The organism is Sediminibacillus halophilus, from assembly GCF_900103695.1.
In the GTDB taxonomy this organism is placed as follows: domain Bacteria; phylum Bacillota; class Bacilli; order Bacillales; family Amphibacillaceae; genus Sediminibacillus; species Sediminibacillus halophilus.
The window spans coordinates 170897-186995 of the sequence record NZ_FNHF01000003.1 but is presented as its reverse complement, the minus strand read 5'-3'; the positions used below and the strand labels follow the sequence as shown (position 1 = coordinate 186995).

Annotated in this window: 11 protein-coding genes; 4 read left to right on the top strand and 7 right to left on the bottom strand. The window is 40.7% G+C overall.

Going from position 1 to position 16099, the window contains the following annotated elements; genetic code table 11:
* Positions 1-15 precede the first annotated feature (15 nt).
* Positions 16-5127, bottom strand: coding sequence for a SpaA isopeptide-forming pilin-related protein (locus BLR82_RS11480; protein WP_074599478.1), 5112 nt, complete (start codon positions 5125-5127; stop codon positions 16-18).
* Between the two features lie 1186 nt (positions 5128-6313).
* Between BLR82_RS11480 and bla the strand changes: the two genes are divergently transcribed.
* The 3 genes from bla (at position 6314) to blaI (ending at position 9646) form a co-directional block, all read left to right on the top strand.
* Positions 6314-7258 carry a class A beta-lactamase gene (gene bla, locus BLR82_RS11475; protein ID WP_083334827.1) on the top strand — a complete coding sequence of 315 codons (945 nt, stop codon included), beginning with the start codon at positions 6314-6316 and terminating at the stop codon, positions 7256-7258.
* A gap of 209 nt (positions 7259-7467) precedes the next feature.
* On the top strand, positions 7468-9240 hold the full coding sequence (locus BLR82_RS11470) for a BlaR1 family beta-lactam sensor/signal transducer (RefSeq protein WP_074599476.1): 1773 nt from the start codon (positions 7468-7470) through the stop codon (positions 9238-9240).
* Positions 9241-9262: 22 nt separating this feature from the next.
* Positions 9263-9646, top strand: coding sequence for a penicillinase repressor BlaI (blaI, locus tag BLR82_RS11465; RefSeq protein ID WP_074599474.1), 384 nt, complete (start codon positions 9263-9265; stop codon positions 9644-9646).
* Positions 9647-9805: 159 nt separating this feature from the next.
* On the opposite strand, the gene BLR82_RS11460 is transcribed toward blaI, so the two are convergent.
* From BLR82_RS11460 to BLR82_RS11430, 6 genes are all read right to left on the bottom strand, one after another.
* Positions 9806-10240: a hypothetical protein gene (locus tag BLR82_RS11460; RefSeq protein WP_245693791.1), complete on the bottom strand. Its 435-nt coding sequence runs from the start codon at positions 10238-10240 to the stop codon at positions 9806-9808.
* A 31-nt stretch (positions 10241-10271) separates the two neighbouring features.
* On the bottom strand, positions 10272-11978 hold the full coding sequence (locus tag BLR82_RS11455) for a sodium:solute symporter family protein (protein ID WP_074599471.1): 1707 nt from the start codon (positions 11976-11978) through the stop codon (positions 10272-10274).
* Between the two features lie 30 nt (positions 11979-12008).
* A complete protein-coding gene (locus BLR82_RS11450) occupies positions 12009-12293 on the bottom strand; it encodes a DUF4212 domain-containing protein (RefSeq protein WP_074599469.1) in 285 nt (94 codons plus the stop codon).
* Positions 12294-13614: 1321 nt separating this feature from the next.
* Entirely contained in the window at positions 13615-13866 is a 252-nt protein-coding gene (locus BLR82_RS11440) for a hypothetical protein (RefSeq protein ID WP_074599465.1), read from the bottom strand.
* Between the two features lie 113 nt (positions 13867-13979).
* Positions 13980-14666: a hypothetical protein gene (locus BLR82_RS11435; protein ID WP_074599463.1), complete on the bottom strand. Its 687-nt coding sequence runs from the start codon at positions 14664-14666 to the stop codon at positions 13980-13982.
* A gap of 307 nt (positions 14667-14973) precedes the next feature.
* Entirely contained in the window at positions 14974-15372 is a 399-nt protein-coding gene (locus BLR82_RS11430; RefSeq protein ID WP_245693790.1) for a 3D domain-containing protein, read from the bottom strand.
* 329 nt (positions 15373-15701) lie between these two features.
* Here BLR82_RS11430 and BLR82_RS11425 point away from each other — a divergent pair, with 329 nt between their 5' ends.
* Positions 15702-16097: a hypothetical protein gene (locus BLR82_RS11425; protein WP_074599458.1), complete on the top strand. Its 396-nt coding sequence runs from the start codon at positions 15702-15704 to the stop codon at positions 16095-16097.
* Positions 16098-16099 lie beyond the last annotated feature (2 nt).

Here is a 16099-nt window from a genome sequence, read left to right as displayed (position 1 = left end):
CTCATCCTTTCTTATCTATTCCTCAACACGTTCATAACGGCTGCCGATAAGTAAAACTCCTCCCACTCCTACTAAAACCAAGCCTAATAGAAATAGGGTTCTCAGCCATTCTTCTCCAGTTTGGGGAAGTGTTTTCGGTTCTTTTTCAGGTGTGTCGGGTGTTTTCGGTGATTCATCATGTGTTTTTGGCGTTTCTGGTATAGCAACGTTCTCGATAACCAATTTCGCACTTAATTTTTCTTTATCAATGGTGAAGGTGATCGGTTCTTTTAATCGCTCGTACCCTTCAGGTGCTTTCGTTTCCACTAAAGTGTATTGGCCAGGGACTAGGAAGTTTAACCGAGCCATACCCATATTGTTTGTCTTGAGAGTGGATAGAACTTTATTATCACTATCTCTCACCTCAAATACAGCACCCTGAAGAGTCTTGTCTGTTTGATCGTCAACCTTGATTATTTGTAAACTACCCATTATTTTCTCGTTTTTTACGGTTACTGTTGCTATTTCTTTCTGGTTTTTCATAACTTCAAATGGTACAGCAGAAGAATCTAGCTGATATCCGGAAGGTGCTTTCGTTTCTATGAATTGATAGTTACCTGGTTTAAGATTCTCGACAACCAGTTTCCCTTCTTCGTTGGTGGTCAGTCCACTCTGAATTTCTTCTCCGTCTTCATTCAATAGTTTGAATTCAGCACCTTCAAGAGTCTCTCCTTCTTCTCCAACTTTGGTCAATTCTACAGAGCCCGGTGTTAATTTGTTAATAGCTTCTACCGTTGTTTTCTCTTTCTGACCTAACTCGATTTCGAACGTAATCGGGGCTGCATTCAGCTCATAACCAGCGATACTCTCAGTTTCCACGAACTGATAGCTTCCTGGTTTAAGACCTTGTACCATTAGCTTTCCGTTCTCATCGGTAGTCAATCCTCCTTGTAAAGTCGTTCCTTCCTGATCTTGTAATTCAAAAGTGACTCCCTCAAGGGGGGCTCCGCCTTCTCCTTGTTTGGTCAATTCCACGGCAGATGTTTGACGTTCATTCTCTTTTTCCACCTGTACTGGCTCTTGTTGGTTGAACGCAATCTCAAAAGGTAGCGGGGTTTCATCTAATTCATGACCAAATGGTGCTTTCACTTCCACGAATTGATAGTTCCCTGGTTTAAGATTCTCGACAACCAGTTTCCCCTCTTCGTCGGTGGTAAGTTCACTCTGAATCTCTTCTCCGTTTTCATTCAATAGTTTGAATTCAGCACCTTCCAGAGTCTCCCCTTCTTCTCCAACCTTGGTCAATTCTACAGAGCCCGGTATTAATTCGTTTTCGGCAGTTACTGTTACGGCCTCTGACTGCCCTACCTCAATGGTAAATGGAATCGGGGTTTCATCTAGCTTATAGCCTTTCGGAGCCTTCGTTTCCACGAACTGATAATCTCCTGTAAATAAGCTCTCCACGACTATCTTTCCATCTCCACCAGTAGTTAACCCCGATTGAATTACATTCCCTTCACTATCTTGAAGATCGAATATAGCTCCAGAAAGGACCTTGCCATTTTCGCCATTCTTTGTGAGTTCCACCATATTATCGTAGTTCATGTAAGCTCCAACACGAAAAGGTTCTACAGGTTGCCCTTTATCAGTTGCAACAGCAAAGGAATTCCATGCTGCTCTTGAAGTAGGATCGACAGAACCATCAAGGATGGATTTCGGCACATCCGATGCATCAGGTGCCTGCATGGAAAAACCAATCGTAATATCTTCACCAACCAACCATTTCGTATCCTCTTTGGATTGAATCTTGAATGAGTGAATATTTGACCAATCGTTCACCTCACTTGCAGTCATCCAATTCGGTTCTTGTGCACCTAGTGGATTATTAAGAGGTTCAGTTGTCTCAGGGTAATCCGTATACCTAGTTAAATCATCCCGTTTTGGGTTCTCTACGGTACTATAGAAGACCTCCACCCTATCCGTCCAAGAATCTGGGAGCTGAATAGCTCCATTGAACGTAGGAGTAAATTGACTTCCTCGTTCCACATTATCTGTAATACCTAAGTCATCGACTGATGGCAAAACATCGATTAATGTCAAGTTAGATATATTTTTACCACTTGAATTGGTCAACTTTAACTGATAATCAATGGTTCCTCCCGGAGTTGTTTTACCAAATGAGGAAAACTCCTCATCCAATTCACCTTTTACTAACTTCTCTGTTTCAATTTGATATTCACCACGCATAAAATAGGTATTACCAGATTTCAGCCTCGGTTCATCGGTTACATCATCTTCATTCAAATCTCCTGCATCTGTCTCAAGGATGGTATCTGTTGTATCCCCATCGTTATCAGGGACATCTAACTGCTCGTCCCCCGAGAAACCATACACATCCATTATCAAGTTATTTGGTGTATCCTCAGGTATATTGATATCTAGTTGGGCAGAAAGGCTGCTCCCAGGGCGTAAAATACTATCATTCCAGGAAATACGGACAAGTTGACGTCCACTATCATTAAAATTATTACTTAGAACTTCGTAAGATCCTCCCGCAGCTGATGTTGTAGCCTGACTTGACTTTCCGTCCTTGTCAATGTAGTCAGCGTTCGGTTGATCCTTTATTGTCACTCCCGGGGGCAGTAGTACTACAGTTTCAAGCTTCTCATTCATAGCTAAGGGAGAGTTGTTAGTGTTATTCAAATCAACTTGCATGCGGTTATCACCAGAAGTGACCTCTCCATTATTCTGTTCGAGTAATTTCACTCCAACTGTAGCAATAGGGGGTTGACCCTCTGGTTTGGTAGCTATAGTAGCACTTCGAGGTCCAGCTACGGAATCTCGTGAATCCTCGTCGTAATGCTTATTAAACGCATTGCCATCCCCATCTATCCCATAAACATTAAAAGTATTAACGACTTCGCCCGTCGTGCCTTCCTTGACGGAAAAATAATACTTAGCTCTTCCAATATTCAACATTCCTGAAGGAGCGTAGGTAAAGTCGTATTTAATGTAATCTACTTCATCTGTTTCTGTGAGTCCGAAATCTCCACGAGTATAAGTACGATCTGTTTCCGCATTCTCCACAAGCGTCTGCTCTTCTCCATTTACAGACGCTACAATATTAAAGCGCGGATCTTCATTTAAAGGTACACCATTTGGGGAATCGCGAGTAGGCTTATATCGGAATCCGCCAGGTGTATCTAATTTTTCAAAAACTAAATCACGGTCAATGTCATACACTGTTACATATTGTTCAAAATCCCCTGCTTCACTTTCCGGTAAGGGAGCAATCCCGTGTTCAAACCCTAATAAGGCATCATCATACACAACAGGGTTGGGATTCTTATTATCAAAGGAGGCCGCATTCCCTACTCCGTCCACAGGACCGAGGTGCACAGGTGCTAAATAGTTTCCTTCAAATTCTCCATTTGCTTGATCAGAATCTACGACGGTAACACTATCTTCGCCAACCGTTCGTTTCGTTGAATCATCGATATACGTTGTTTCTGTCTCAACTTGGTTTGTTTGCGTTGTACCAGCTGTTCCTTGATTTGCAGTTAACCATACTTGCACCTTTTGAGAATATATCTGTTTATCTGCATTTGATTGTTCTTCTATTGTTGGGGTTTCAAACGTCCAGCTTAATTGATTCCCATTCTGAGAAGGTTCTGGACCGGATTTCATAGAATCATAGGATAATCCCTCAGGAAGGATATCTGTCATCACAATTTGAGAATCCTCTTTTAGATACATCTCCCCCGATTCCTTTTTAGGGATATTTAGCTCAATCTCCCAAAGTGTTTTCGCCCCTGGAGAGACAAGGTTTCTATCATTATCTTGGACCTCTAGGAATTGCTTAGACACACTAGCAGACTTGGATGCTTCTATGTCGACAGTGGCGTCATCGGAAACCGGCATTTGCTCATTGGCCATGAAGGTTGCAGTAGCATCTAGTCCATAACCATCCGGAGAAACTCCATTTTCCGTATTAATTTTCAACACCGTTTCATAAGTACGTCCTGATGCAATATTGCCGAGGTTGTAATTCAACCGCTGACTAGAAGCGTCATATGTAGGAGTAACTCCATTAATTTTTAACTCTTCGAGATCCTGAGTAAAAGAAGTGAAATTCGTTATAGGAAGGTCAATAGATACTTCCGCATCGGTATATTGAGTCAAGGATCCTGTAGTCTTAAACACTAATTTATACGCAGCTGCCTTACCAGCCAGCACCGATTCATATTGTGGAGAGATATCGATATCCACATTGAGATTTCCTGATAAGATTCCAATGTTATTAAGACTGCTGACTTTTACAGTTTCTTTTTCTTCATTTATTTCCCTTTTATTTGTTTGCTCTTTTTTACTTTCCCCTTCTAACCCTGTTTCTTCTGTCGGTTCTTTACTTTGACTTTTTCCCAGTTTATTTCCGCCTTGTTCACTTGCTTCTTCCTTTTCCCTTGGTTGCTTATTATTATTATTTTCTTCCTCAGTATCTGTATTAGCCTGTTCTTCCTTAGAACTGTCGTGAGAGTTTTGTTTTTCTTTTTTTTGTTCATTGGATTGTTCAGAACCCTCTTTATTAGTGATGCCTCCTTCAGCATCATTAGATTCTTGGGCTGGTTTGTCTTGGGAGGGATTAACCTGATTTTCATCTGATAATTCTGTGTTTGGAGATTCTGATTCTATATTGTTATTAGGAGTAGATGAAGGGGGAGCAACACTAAAAGTTAATTTTTGAGAAGATAGTTTCTCCCCATTCGAGTATCCTTGAGCTAAGATAGTATTGTCCCCTTCTTTCAAGTTGGTTAAGACGATTTTAGAATTAATAAGTGTCGCCTCTTCTTTTTGCTCAAAAGTGACTTTGTGGCTCGTTTTGTCATATGATAGTCTAATATCCTCGTTTGTGAATTCTTTTGACTTTTGAATATTAAGTTTGGCCTTTGTTGGAAGTTTAACCTCTGCTCGGTGTGTATTCTTATCTTTCGAAGCGAATCTAACGACAGTTTTATCATGTGAAGATTTTCCTACAACCTCCATTTGAAAGGGGTCTTGAGAAGATTGTTGAATTGCTGCTAAAGCAGTTGAACCATAACTTGAGAACATCACTATTACTATAAGTATTGTTGAAAATGCTCGTTTCATCCTCTATCACCTCTCAATTTAAAAACTTAATTAAAAAACTACTTCTCTAACTAGCAATTATTCCTACTAAAACAAAGCTAAACTCCTATTTCTAACAACTATAAAAGCTTCAAATTTAAAAAAATATCGACATCTTAATATTTTTGTAAAATTATTAGTATTAAAAGTTTTTTGAGAGGTATTTTGTAATATTTTGGGTGTGTCAATTCAATTTTCAATTGGCATGAAAAAACAAGCGTTTGCCCGATTTTTATAAATCAAGATTTGCTTCGAACATTTTTCTTAGAAAACTTCACTCCAGTCCTTATATTGAAACGATTCGTAGAGTACTCTATATAATCAGTAAAGTAAATACAGGAGGGGTCATCGTTTTAGAGCCAAAAATAAATTTTATACAATTTATAGATTCATGGATAAGTACAAGGTTCATCTATATCCATTCCATTTTTGTAGTATCTCTGCAGTGTTTTTCCTTTACGGACACCACTCTAAGATTCATAGATCCTTGCTAAAACACTTTATATTGATATCTATTCAGTTCATGAATTCATCCATATAGCTCTGAAATCCATCCTATTGGTTTACACACAAAAAAGTTTTGGTTTCTACTTATCCTGCAAATTCGTTCACTAAGAAGCCGGCAGTCGATTTCAAAGGGGGAGAATGGACAGAATTTTATTAGAAATGAAATCATCACAAAGTTGAGCAATCTATTCGGAGTAGCAATAGATGAGAAGTGATGAAAAGGTGATAAACAATAGCAAGGCGTTTGAAAAACCGCGACTGGCCAGGTTCGAGGCATCCATCTATTTCAATTGCTTTTAATCAATTGGAGTTTTTTCCGGTTAATATACCGTGGTCGAAAGTTCAGTAATTTCCTCTTCCATTAATTCCCTCGCAAACAGATCACTTATTTAACACCTTCCGTGATGGAATATTAATCAAACACTTTATCAATCATCTTTCTTCCAATTACCCGAACATCATACACCATTTCGTCATCCCGAAGGTTTATGCCTATTTCCTCCCTTTCACTTGCGATTAGTTTATTTTAGGGTTGACATTCCTTTGATTACATATGTAGTATTGTATTACAGATGTAATCAAAAGGATAGGAGGGATAAATGCTTAATGTAACGTTGACCCGTTGTGAAGTAGTTTACTTTGACAGAAAGAAGGAATCATGATGAGAAAAACAACCCGGAACAAGTTCAAGATGATGAAATTCACACTATACATAGCATTGCTATGTGTAGCAATGCTATGTATAGCAATGCTTGCGGCATGTTCAAACGCAGAAAATAAAACAGATGCCTCACCCAATGAAAAAAAGAAATCAGAGAAAACCATCGATTTAGATGAAGAATTCTCCCAAATCGAGGAAGCGTTTGACGCCCGACTGGGGGTCTATGCAATTGATACGGGCACGAATCAAAGCGTCAAATACAATCCGGACGAACGTTTCGCCTACTCCTCCACCTTCAAATTACTCGCTTCAGCATTCTTGCTGAAGCAAAACGACCTCAAAGATCTTGAGAAGGTCGTGACCTTCGGTAAGGATGACTTGGTTACTTATTCTCCTGTTACGGAGAAACATGTGGATACTGGCATGACCCTTTTAGAAATAAGCGAGGCGGCTATTCGAAAAAGCGATAACACTGCCGGCAATTTGTTACTCAATGCTCTTGGTGGTCCGGAGAACTATAAGCAAGCCTTGCGTGAAATCGGCGATGATGTTACACAGCCTGAGCGGTACGAAACTGAATTAAATGAATTCTCACCAGGGAATAAACGTGATACCAGCACACCCAGAGCCTTGGCCAACAACCTGAGAAAAGTCGTACTTGGTGATTTCCTTCCGCGTGAGAAACAAGAGTTACTTATCGATTGGATGAAAGGAAATGCAACAGGCGATGCACTAATACGTGCAGGCAAACCGGAAGGGTGGACAGTCGGGGACAAAAGCGGGGCGGGAAGTTACGGCACAAGGAATGATATTGCCATTGTATGGCCACCAGGGAGAGAACCCATCGTCATAGCAGTAATGTCCCGGCATAAGAAAAAGGACGCAAAGTATGACGATGAACTAGTTGCAAGGGCAGCTGAAGTCACACTAAACGCTTTTAAGTAAAAGGAGCACACATGTCGGAAAGAACTGGCATGTGTGTAACTTTCTTTGTTCCGCTTTGTTGGCCGTTTCTACCATACCCTGTCATTCTTGTACTTATTTTTCTTTATCAAAAATAGTATACTATTTATCATACTGCAGAGGTTGCCTGCCTTGTTTATCCTTCTAACAACAACATGGACAAATCGGTTCCGGATAAGGAGATGAATAGAATGCCGGACTTCCACCTGGCTGTATGCATGTTTGTATCGTCTTTCGTGGTCATTGCCATCGTACTGATCCGGAAAATTTTTCAGAATCAGTTATCATCCAAATGGCAATACAATTTATGGTTTATTTTGCTGCCTGCACTAACACTTCCCTTTCTCCCTGCGAATTTATTGAACGTTGGATCTTCGTTCGTGTGGAATCGCAACCAAAATAACAATCTATCACCGGCCAATCCCTCCACAGAGAATCTCATAACGGAAAACGGAAGAAATTGGGCGCACGATTTTTCCATTTCCGTCAATCGGTTTGACGTGACATGGCTGAATCAAATCCTGACTTTTGCCTGGATTGCTGGCATTCTTGTTATGGTTGCTCTGAACCTGCATGCATGGTTGAAACTGAACCAAGTCAAAAAGTCTTCCAGGACGATAACGAATCAGGAAGTACTCACCATATTCGATAAATGTAGGCAACGCCTGCATATTTCGCAAAAAACTGTACTGGCGGATTCACCGCTCGTAAATTCGCCGATGACGTTTGGTATTTTCAAAACCTACATCATACTACCCTGTGATGCAAAAGCATGGCTATCTGACGATGAACTGACATACATATTTCTTCATGAATTACATCATGTGAAATATAAAGACATTGCGACGAATTACTTGATTGTCCTGTTCCAAATGTTGTATTGGTATAATCCGCTGATTTGGATGGCTTTCCGAAAAATGCGGTTAGACCGGGAAATCGCCTGTGACAGTGCCGTCTTAAAAACACTCGATCAAGACAATTATGCAGCATATGGAGACACCATCATCAAGTTCGCGGAGAAGTCCATTTCTGCAAGCCGGTTTGCCATGGTCAATCAGCTCGCCAGTTCCAAGCAGCACTTAAAAGAAAGGATTGTGCGGATTGCTGCCTTTAAAACAGAATCCAGACGGTTAAAAATAAAAAGCATTCTGGTTTTCAGCTTACTCGCAACAGTGGTCGTTTGCCAGATACCAGTTGTTTCGGCCATGTCTTACGGAGAGGATCGAATCAATTTTGAAAACAAACAGACAGTTTATGAAGATTTAAACGATTTTTTCGACGGGTATGATGGCAGCTTTGTCCTTTACGATTTGCAGAAAGCACAATACCATATCTATAATAAAGAGAAAAGTGTGTTAAGGGTTTCACCAAACTCCACATACAAAATTTATGATGCGTTATTTGCACTAGACTCCGGTGTCATTACACCCGGGCAGACTTCCTTGGAGTGGGACGGCACACCGTATCCATATAAAGCCTGGAACCAAAATCAAAATCTATCTACTGCGATGGAAAACTCCGTGTCTTGGTATTTCCAGGAGCTGGACAAAAAGATACAAAGGCATCATATCCAAGCCTATGTTCAAAAGATACAATACGGAAATCAAAATTTGTCCGGAGGATTGGAAACATACTGGCTGGAATCTTCGTTAAAGATTTCTCCAATTGAACAGGTACAGACGCTCAAGGACTTTTATACAAACCAATTTAAGTTCAAGGAGAAGCATGTTCAATTCGTTAAGAAATCCATTAAGCTGGAGTCAAAAGACCATGCAGCACTATATGGAAAAACCGGCACAGGCACGGTCAACGGAAAAAACGTGAACGGCTGGTTCATCGGATATGTAGAAACGAAAAACAACACTTATTTCTTTGCAACCAATATTGAAAACAACCATCACGCAAATGGCAGTATAGCTGCTGAGATAACAAAATCCATTTTAAAAGACAAAGATATTTACTAAAAAGGCAAGGGCAGGGATTCACATGAAAAATGAGATACCCAGCATTTCAGAGTCGGAATGGGAAGTGTTGAAAGTGCTTTGGAATAAAGCGCCGCAAACAGCGAATGAAATCATTTCCTCTTTGCCGGACCAAACAACCTGGAAGCCAAAAACAGTGCGCACGCTATTAGATCGACTAACCAAAAAAGAGGTCATCGGCGTTAACAAGGACCAGCGAGTCTATACATTTTATCCACTTTATTCTCAAAACGAATGCCAGCGAGCTAAAACAGAATCTTTTGTGAAACGATTTTACGATGGGACATTAAAATCGATGCTCGTTCAGTTTATGGAGGACGAGGAATTGTCCGATGAGGATATTAAAGAACTTCGGTCAATTTTGGATAGTAAGCAGGACAGACAATAAGACTCTGCAAAGATCCTTTGAATGTTTCTAGTTTAAGGTTCTGAGAAAGCTTGGTTTAGCTGTATGTTGGGTTTGAAGCATCCATCTATTTTCAGCAGTAGAGATATTTGATTAAAAAGCATCGGCAGATGACTGCCGATGCTTTTTTCTGTAACCTGTTCAGCTATACTCCTCAGTCACCGTTCTTCTGATAAAATGACCAGACCCAAGCCATGCCGACAATGCAAAAATCAGATAAATAGCTTGTGTGGCCTGAGCACCCTGCAAGAGCACTTGTAATCCCATTCCAAGTCCCAGTGCCGGGATCACCACCAGGAAGGTGCGAAAGATACGTTCAAAGCCTTTGTGAGAAGGCAGTGGCCAGATACGTGAAAAAGCGATTCCTAGCAGGACGCCCCATACCGTCACCACAAAAAGCTGGATGAGCACCAGTGGAGTTGGAAATGGCCAGTCTAACGCGTAAGAGCCTATCAGGTAAAACAGCTCCAAAAACAGCGTGATGCCGATTGCTTTGCGAAAGGTCTGCAGCCCCATCCAAGGATGAAACCATACAAGCACTGTTGCCGAAATGGCGATGATATTTACTAGATCCAACGTATCCGCCTCCTTCTCGCCAATTGGCTAACTAGTTATCTTCTGTCGTGGCTGCGATTTCCAGCTCGCTGTCGACTTCAGGTGCCCGGACATTTTCTATCAGCTGCTGGATTTCCACTGGAGGTGCAGGCGTATTTCTGGAGACAATGAAACTCACGATAAAGTTTAATGCCATTCCAATAACACCGACCCCTTGCGCATTGATGCCAAAGAAGCTGTCCAAAATAGCTCCCTCGGTTCCGAAGATGGATTCCGAGAGAATCAGCCCGATCATCAGAAGCGTGAAAATCAAGCCTGTTAGAATGCCGGCTATGGCCCCTTCTTTATTCATCCGCTTATCGAAAATTCCGAGCAGGATAACCGGGAACAGACTCGCCGCACCTAACCCGAATGCCAAGGCAACGACCTCTCCGGCAAACCCTGGGGGATTGATTCCGACATAAGCCGCGATCAACAGAGCGACCAATAAGGTGATACGGCCAACTCGCAATCTTTGTTTTTCAGAAGCTTCTTTATTAAATATCCGGTAATAGATATCGTGAGAGACTGCGCTCGACATGGTGATCAACAGCCCCGAAGCGGTCGAGAGGGCAGCCGCCAATCCACCTGTTGCCACGAGCGCAATAATAAACGGCGCTAAATTGGCAACTTCAGGCGTGGAGAGAACAATAATGTCTCCGTCAATGACGACTTCATTTGCATCCCCTTCTGAAAAATTGACGATTCCATCTCCGTTGAGGTCATTGAATTGCAGCAGACCGGTTGTTTCCCATTTGTTTACCCAGTCGATATCTTGCACTTCCTCAAGCGGTTGGTCGGCAATGGTACTGATCAGGTTATACTTCGCAAATGCGCCCACTGCCGGGGCGGTTAAATAAAGCAGGGCAATGAAAATAATCGCCCACACTGCTGACCAACGGGCGGCCCGGACATTTTTGACGGTATAAAAACGGACGATGACGTGTGGCAGCCCAGCTGTTCCGGCCATTAAAGCTAGTGTAATCATGAAGACATTAAGCATAGATAAATCGGTGAAAGGCGCCATGTACTCTGTCATACCGAGGTCGATTTGAATGGAAGTCAACCGATCGACGATATCACTGCCGGTAAGAGCCAGCTGTGGAACCGGATTTCCTGTCAATTGTAGCGAAATGGCAATTGCGGGGATTAAAAAGGCGATGATAATGACAAAATATTGGGTAGCTTGTGTCCAGGTGATTCCTTTCATCCCTCCAAGCAGGGCAAAGAAACCGACAATGGCCATTCCAATTAAAACACCAATGATAATGTCTACTTGTAAATAACGGCTAAAGACAATGCCGACACCGCGCATTTGTCCTGAAATATAGGTCAGTGAAATAAAGATTGTCGCTATCGCTGCGACCGTCCGGGCAGAACTGGAATAAAACCGGTCTCCGATAAAATCAGGTACGGTGAATTTTCCGAACTTCCTTAAGTATGGTGCCAATAATAAGGCCAAAAGAACATATCCGCCAGTCCATCCCATCAAATAGATGGTTCCATCATATCCTAAAAATGCAACAAGTCCCGCCATGGAAATAAACGAAGCAGCGGACATCCAGTCCGCAGCAATAGCAGCACCGTTCGCCACCGTCGGGACATTTTGTCCTGCCACATAAAAGCTGGATGTATCCTTTACCCTCGACCACCAGCCAATCCCTGTATAGAGACCGAACGTAATCAGCACCATGATAATGGTGATTGCTTCTACACTCAATGCCATACCTCCCTGCGAATTTATTTCTTTTTATTGATGCTTCTTTTCAGCATACTCCCGGTCCAATTTGTCCATTCTGATGGCATAGCTTAAAATCAACAGGATAAAAACCAGGATAGCCCCCTGCTGTGCAATCCAGAATGACAACGTGACCCCGAAAAAGGGAACTTCATTTAAAGGAGCAGCAAAAAGCACGCCTCCACCTAACCCAACAAGAAACCAAATTACTAGTAACAACGAAATAAGCTTGATGTTTTTCTTCCAGTACCAATTCTGTTTGTCATCAAGCGTTTGTACTCTTTCTGGTTCTCCCATTGTCCAGCCTCCTTTGTTTTTCCTTAATTATCAAGCCAATGGCTTACCGACCAATAGATTATAACCACCCATCTTTTGAAGCGCTTACAAAATGGTGAATTTAATCACCTCCTTGTCTGAAAACTTGATTCTTTACAGCTTCTGTATATTTATATGAGACAAACCAGTATTTATTTTTAGATAATTCAAAAATTTGAAAGGCCAGGTATGATAGTTGGGACTAGCAGTGAAAGGTGGAATCAACATGGTGCACCAAAATTTTTGATGACGCTACACTGCCTTTTGGCACTTTTGTTTGAACATGAGGATGAGCATGCGGGCTTAAACCCATTGAGCTTGTCCAGTGAATGTCGAAACAGTGAGTCCGTGGAGTTAACATGGATTGTTTCCAAGTGTAAAATATTCAGAGGTTTAATGTATGGGTATCTTTAAACATTTTGTTATTAAAGACTTCTTCCTGCATAACTAGTCAATGAAGATATCTAGACCTTATAACTAAGCACGAAACAAATCTTGTGAAAGAACGGATGGCACCCTTCTTCCAGAATTGAATCGCAGTTGGAATATTAATAGAAAGGGAACCAGGCTAAAGATTATTTCGACAGCTAAGCTAATTCTCCTTCCTTTCCTTTAAATTGCCGCTTATATTTTTTGCTATTTCTACGGCTATGTGATTGTTACGTAATATATTTATTTATGTTTTGACTTAGCTGCTCCCTATTCTTTTGTGAATAATAAATTAAACATGCTGCGAGAGGTAAAAAAATTTGGCCAATAATCTTTAAATATCATTTAAAAAATTTATTATAAAGTACCATGCAAGTAAGAACAATCAAAACAATAAACGCAAAAATAAACAACAAATATGCGATCAATTGGAAATTTTCCATTTAAAACACCTGTTCTTTATTCAAGGCCTGTATCCCAACGTCATACTAAAGAAAAAAGCATAAACAAAAAGCAATATCATTCCAACCAGAAAGAAAAGAAATGTGAGTGTTTTTCCTTTCAGGTCTTTCTCTCTTTTAAACCAAAAGAAGCATACCATTAGAAAGAGAACCACAGTTGGCATCAAATACAGGACCAGCCCTATGTCAGACCACCACGAATTTTTCTCCCAATAAACAGCAGGAATCGGTGGATGCTCATAAAGGTAACTGATTCTCTCTCTCACGGTGATAAATACTACCGTTAAGACAAAAAAGTATCCGTAACCAATATACTTAATCATTGGGGCGAATGCACTGGAGCGATGCAGGATAACAGCAACCGCAACTAATAAAGGTATCAAAGGGTAATAGTCGCTCACATCCACTTTTTTTCACCTCTTCTTAAGATATTTGATATGAAGATATATTCCGAGTAACACAGTGGCTCCGATAGATACGGATACAGAAATTTGTAAGACCTCTACAATGTATTCAAATATTGATTTTTCTTGAAAGGTCCGTGTATTACCGTTAACATATACCTTCGTTTGTGAAACAAACAATATACTGTAATAAACTCCTGCAATAAAGCCGTATATCAATGCTTTCACTAGTGTCATTTCGTTTTCCTTCAAAAACTTCATTTTTCACTCTCCCTAATAACCCATAGTTCTCTTATGCTGATCAAGACGTCTTCTGAACCTGGTTCTGTTAACCTTCAACAACAAACTAGTCCACCAATAACTGGTGAACTAGTTTAATGAATTTTCATGATCCGAATCAGACGTTTTACTTTTTCAGCATCCCCTGGTTCGACGTATACTTCCTCTGCGTCTTTGATAATTCCCTCTGTATATTCCTTCATGAAATTCTCATCCACTTCGGCGTTACCATCCCAGCGCAAAGGAACGTTATATACATTGATTGTTCCGTCGCCATTGCTGCTATATGTAACAGAACCATCCACTAATCGGGAACCTGCTAATTGGATGACATCCTCTGGATAGACAGCGCTCGTCTCATCGTTGGGATTGATCAATTCGCCGGCCGGTATTCGATGAACATTCAGTTCATCGATTTCTTGATTTGGTCCAAGCTGAAGCCAAACCCGCGCATATTCGATTTCCTCAGCAGAATACTCCGCCAATGAGTCGTTATTTTCTTTCCTTTCTGGGGTGTTAGAGGAATTTTCATTGCTTGCTTCCTTCGAATTTGAAGAAGTGCCGTCCGAATCCTCCGGCGTCGTTTCTTCTGATTCTGTTGAGGAATCTAAAACATCCCCCTCTTCATTCGGCTCGTCCGCTTTTTTTCCCGATTCACTACCGGTTTGATTATCAGAAGTATCTGCTTCTGATGGTTCATCCGAACTGCCACACCCAGTGAGCAACAGAACAAATCCTAGTAAGGCAAGAATGCAGCACATAAGCTTTAATTGTTTCTTCATTCAATCATTCCTTTCCTATACGAACAATCTAGCATATCGAAATCGGCTGTCAACGGACGAAAGAAGCCTGCCCAAACACCCACACAAAAACTTTCTGGTTACTAAAAATTACGATTCACCTAGACTCTTACATTATATACGAATGTTTTTCCTATCAAAATAGTAACAAGTGAATTAGTCAGCAAACTTGGAAAATTTCCTTCAGAGGTTAAAGAAGGTCTTTTAATCATCATTGGTAAAATAAGAATCTAAAAGCCAGTCCCCCTCTTCATGGGAAAGGGACTGGCTTTAATGCTTCAAAACTATTCTAATACAGAACTTTCAATTCTTTTACGCCAAACTCCAACGCATCTTCTACGTCCTCCATATATACATCCATCCGACCTTTGGTGATGGCACTTCCTCTGTCTTCACAAGTGAAGGTTTTATCAAAGTATGGAATGTAGACTTCTGTGCCAAAAGAGAAGGATGGCGGACAGGCGATAGTTTGTCCTTCTTGTACTTCGGTTCCCGATGCCGTAATGCCGTATCCGGGATCTCCTGGTTGTTTTCCGGTTGATTCATAGCCAGCCGTATAGGCGGATACTTTAAATGTTTCCCCTTTTGCATCCGGAATGGTGATTGTCTGGCCGGTAAAAATGACATCCGGGTTGGTAATGGCTGAGTTATACTCAAGCAAGGAATCGACACTTACGTTATGTTCCATGGAAATTTCCGATAATATGTCGCCTGACTCTACAGTGTACTTGCTGCTGGCAGATACTTCGCCTGCAAAAACAATTAATCCTAAAATTAGTAATGTGACTAGTGTTAAGTATTTGATAGTGATTACCTCCTATGTTTTATCTGCTATAGATATCGCATAGGAGGCTGTCTCTTATGGACGTTTTAATAGAATTGCAATATAGATGTAAAGAGAAACGAAATAAAAATTATTGTCCTCTTTCCCTTTTATACTTAACTCTTGGAGTTATCTAATATGATAAAGTAACCTTAAGAATTATATTTTTTCTTTAGATTTTAAGGGGGAAAGGTATGCTCAAGAAAAAAATTAAAGCAGGTTTAATCTCATCAATCTTTTGCACCTTGATAATCGCAACATATCTAGAGCTTAACAGTTTTCCGAATGAAACTTTTCCTTTTTATTTTTGGCTATTCTTTATGGCAATGTTTATATTTCCAGCTATATTGATATTTGGATTATTAATATCATATATTTGGGATAAAATCTCTGACAAGTATAACGTTAATCACATAATTAGTTTGTGGTTTTACATCTTTTCCGCACTTATGATAGCCGCCATAGCAGGTTTTTTCATAGATTCGGAACTCTTTTTGGTCATCTTGCGTCCAATATTTTTCATTTCTACCATCCTTTGCGCTGTTACTTTTTGGTTTACTTTGCTTTGGTTGGATAAGAAATCCCATTGATT

What these genes read in the sequence shown, in the direction of transcription:
- BLR82_RS11480 (WP_074599478.1), bottom strand. Translation starts at nt 5,127, where the DNA reads ATGAAACGAGCATTTTCAACAATACTTATAGTAATAGTGATGTTCTCA.
- bla (WP_083334827.1), top strand. Translation starts at nt 6,314, where the DNA reads ATGAGAAAAACAACCCGGAACAAGTTCAAGATGATGAAATTCACACTA.
- BLR82_RS11470 (WP_074599476.1), top strand. Translation starts at nt 7,468, where the DNA reads ATGCCGGACTTCCACCTGGCTGTATGCATGTTTGTATCGTCTTTCGTG.
- blaI (WP_074599474.1), top strand. Translation starts at nt 9,263, where the DNA reads ATGAAAAATGAGATACCCAGCATTTCAGAGTCGGAATGGGAAGTGTTG.
- BLR82_RS11450 (WP_074599469.1), bottom strand. Translation starts at nt 12,293, where the DNA reads ATGGGAGAACCAGAAAGAGTACAAACGCTTGATGACAAACAGAATTGG.
- BLR82_RS11440 (WP_074599465.1), bottom strand. Translation starts at nt 13,866, where the DNA reads ATGAAGTTTTTGAAGGAAAACGAAATGACACTAGTGAAAGCATTGATA.
- BLR82_RS11435 (WP_074599463.1), bottom strand. Translation starts at nt 14,666, where the DNA reads ATGAAGAAACAATTAAAGCTTATGTGCTGCATTCTTGCCTTACTAGGA.
- BLR82_RS11430 (WP_245693790.1), bottom strand. Translation starts at nt 15,372, where the DNA reads ATGGAACATAACGTAAGTGTCGATTCCTTGCTTGAGTATAACTCAGCC.
- BLR82_RS11425 (WP_074599458.1), top strand. Translation starts at nt 15,702, where the DNA reads ATGCTCAAGAAAAAAATTAAAGCAGGTTTAATCTCATCAATCTTTTGC.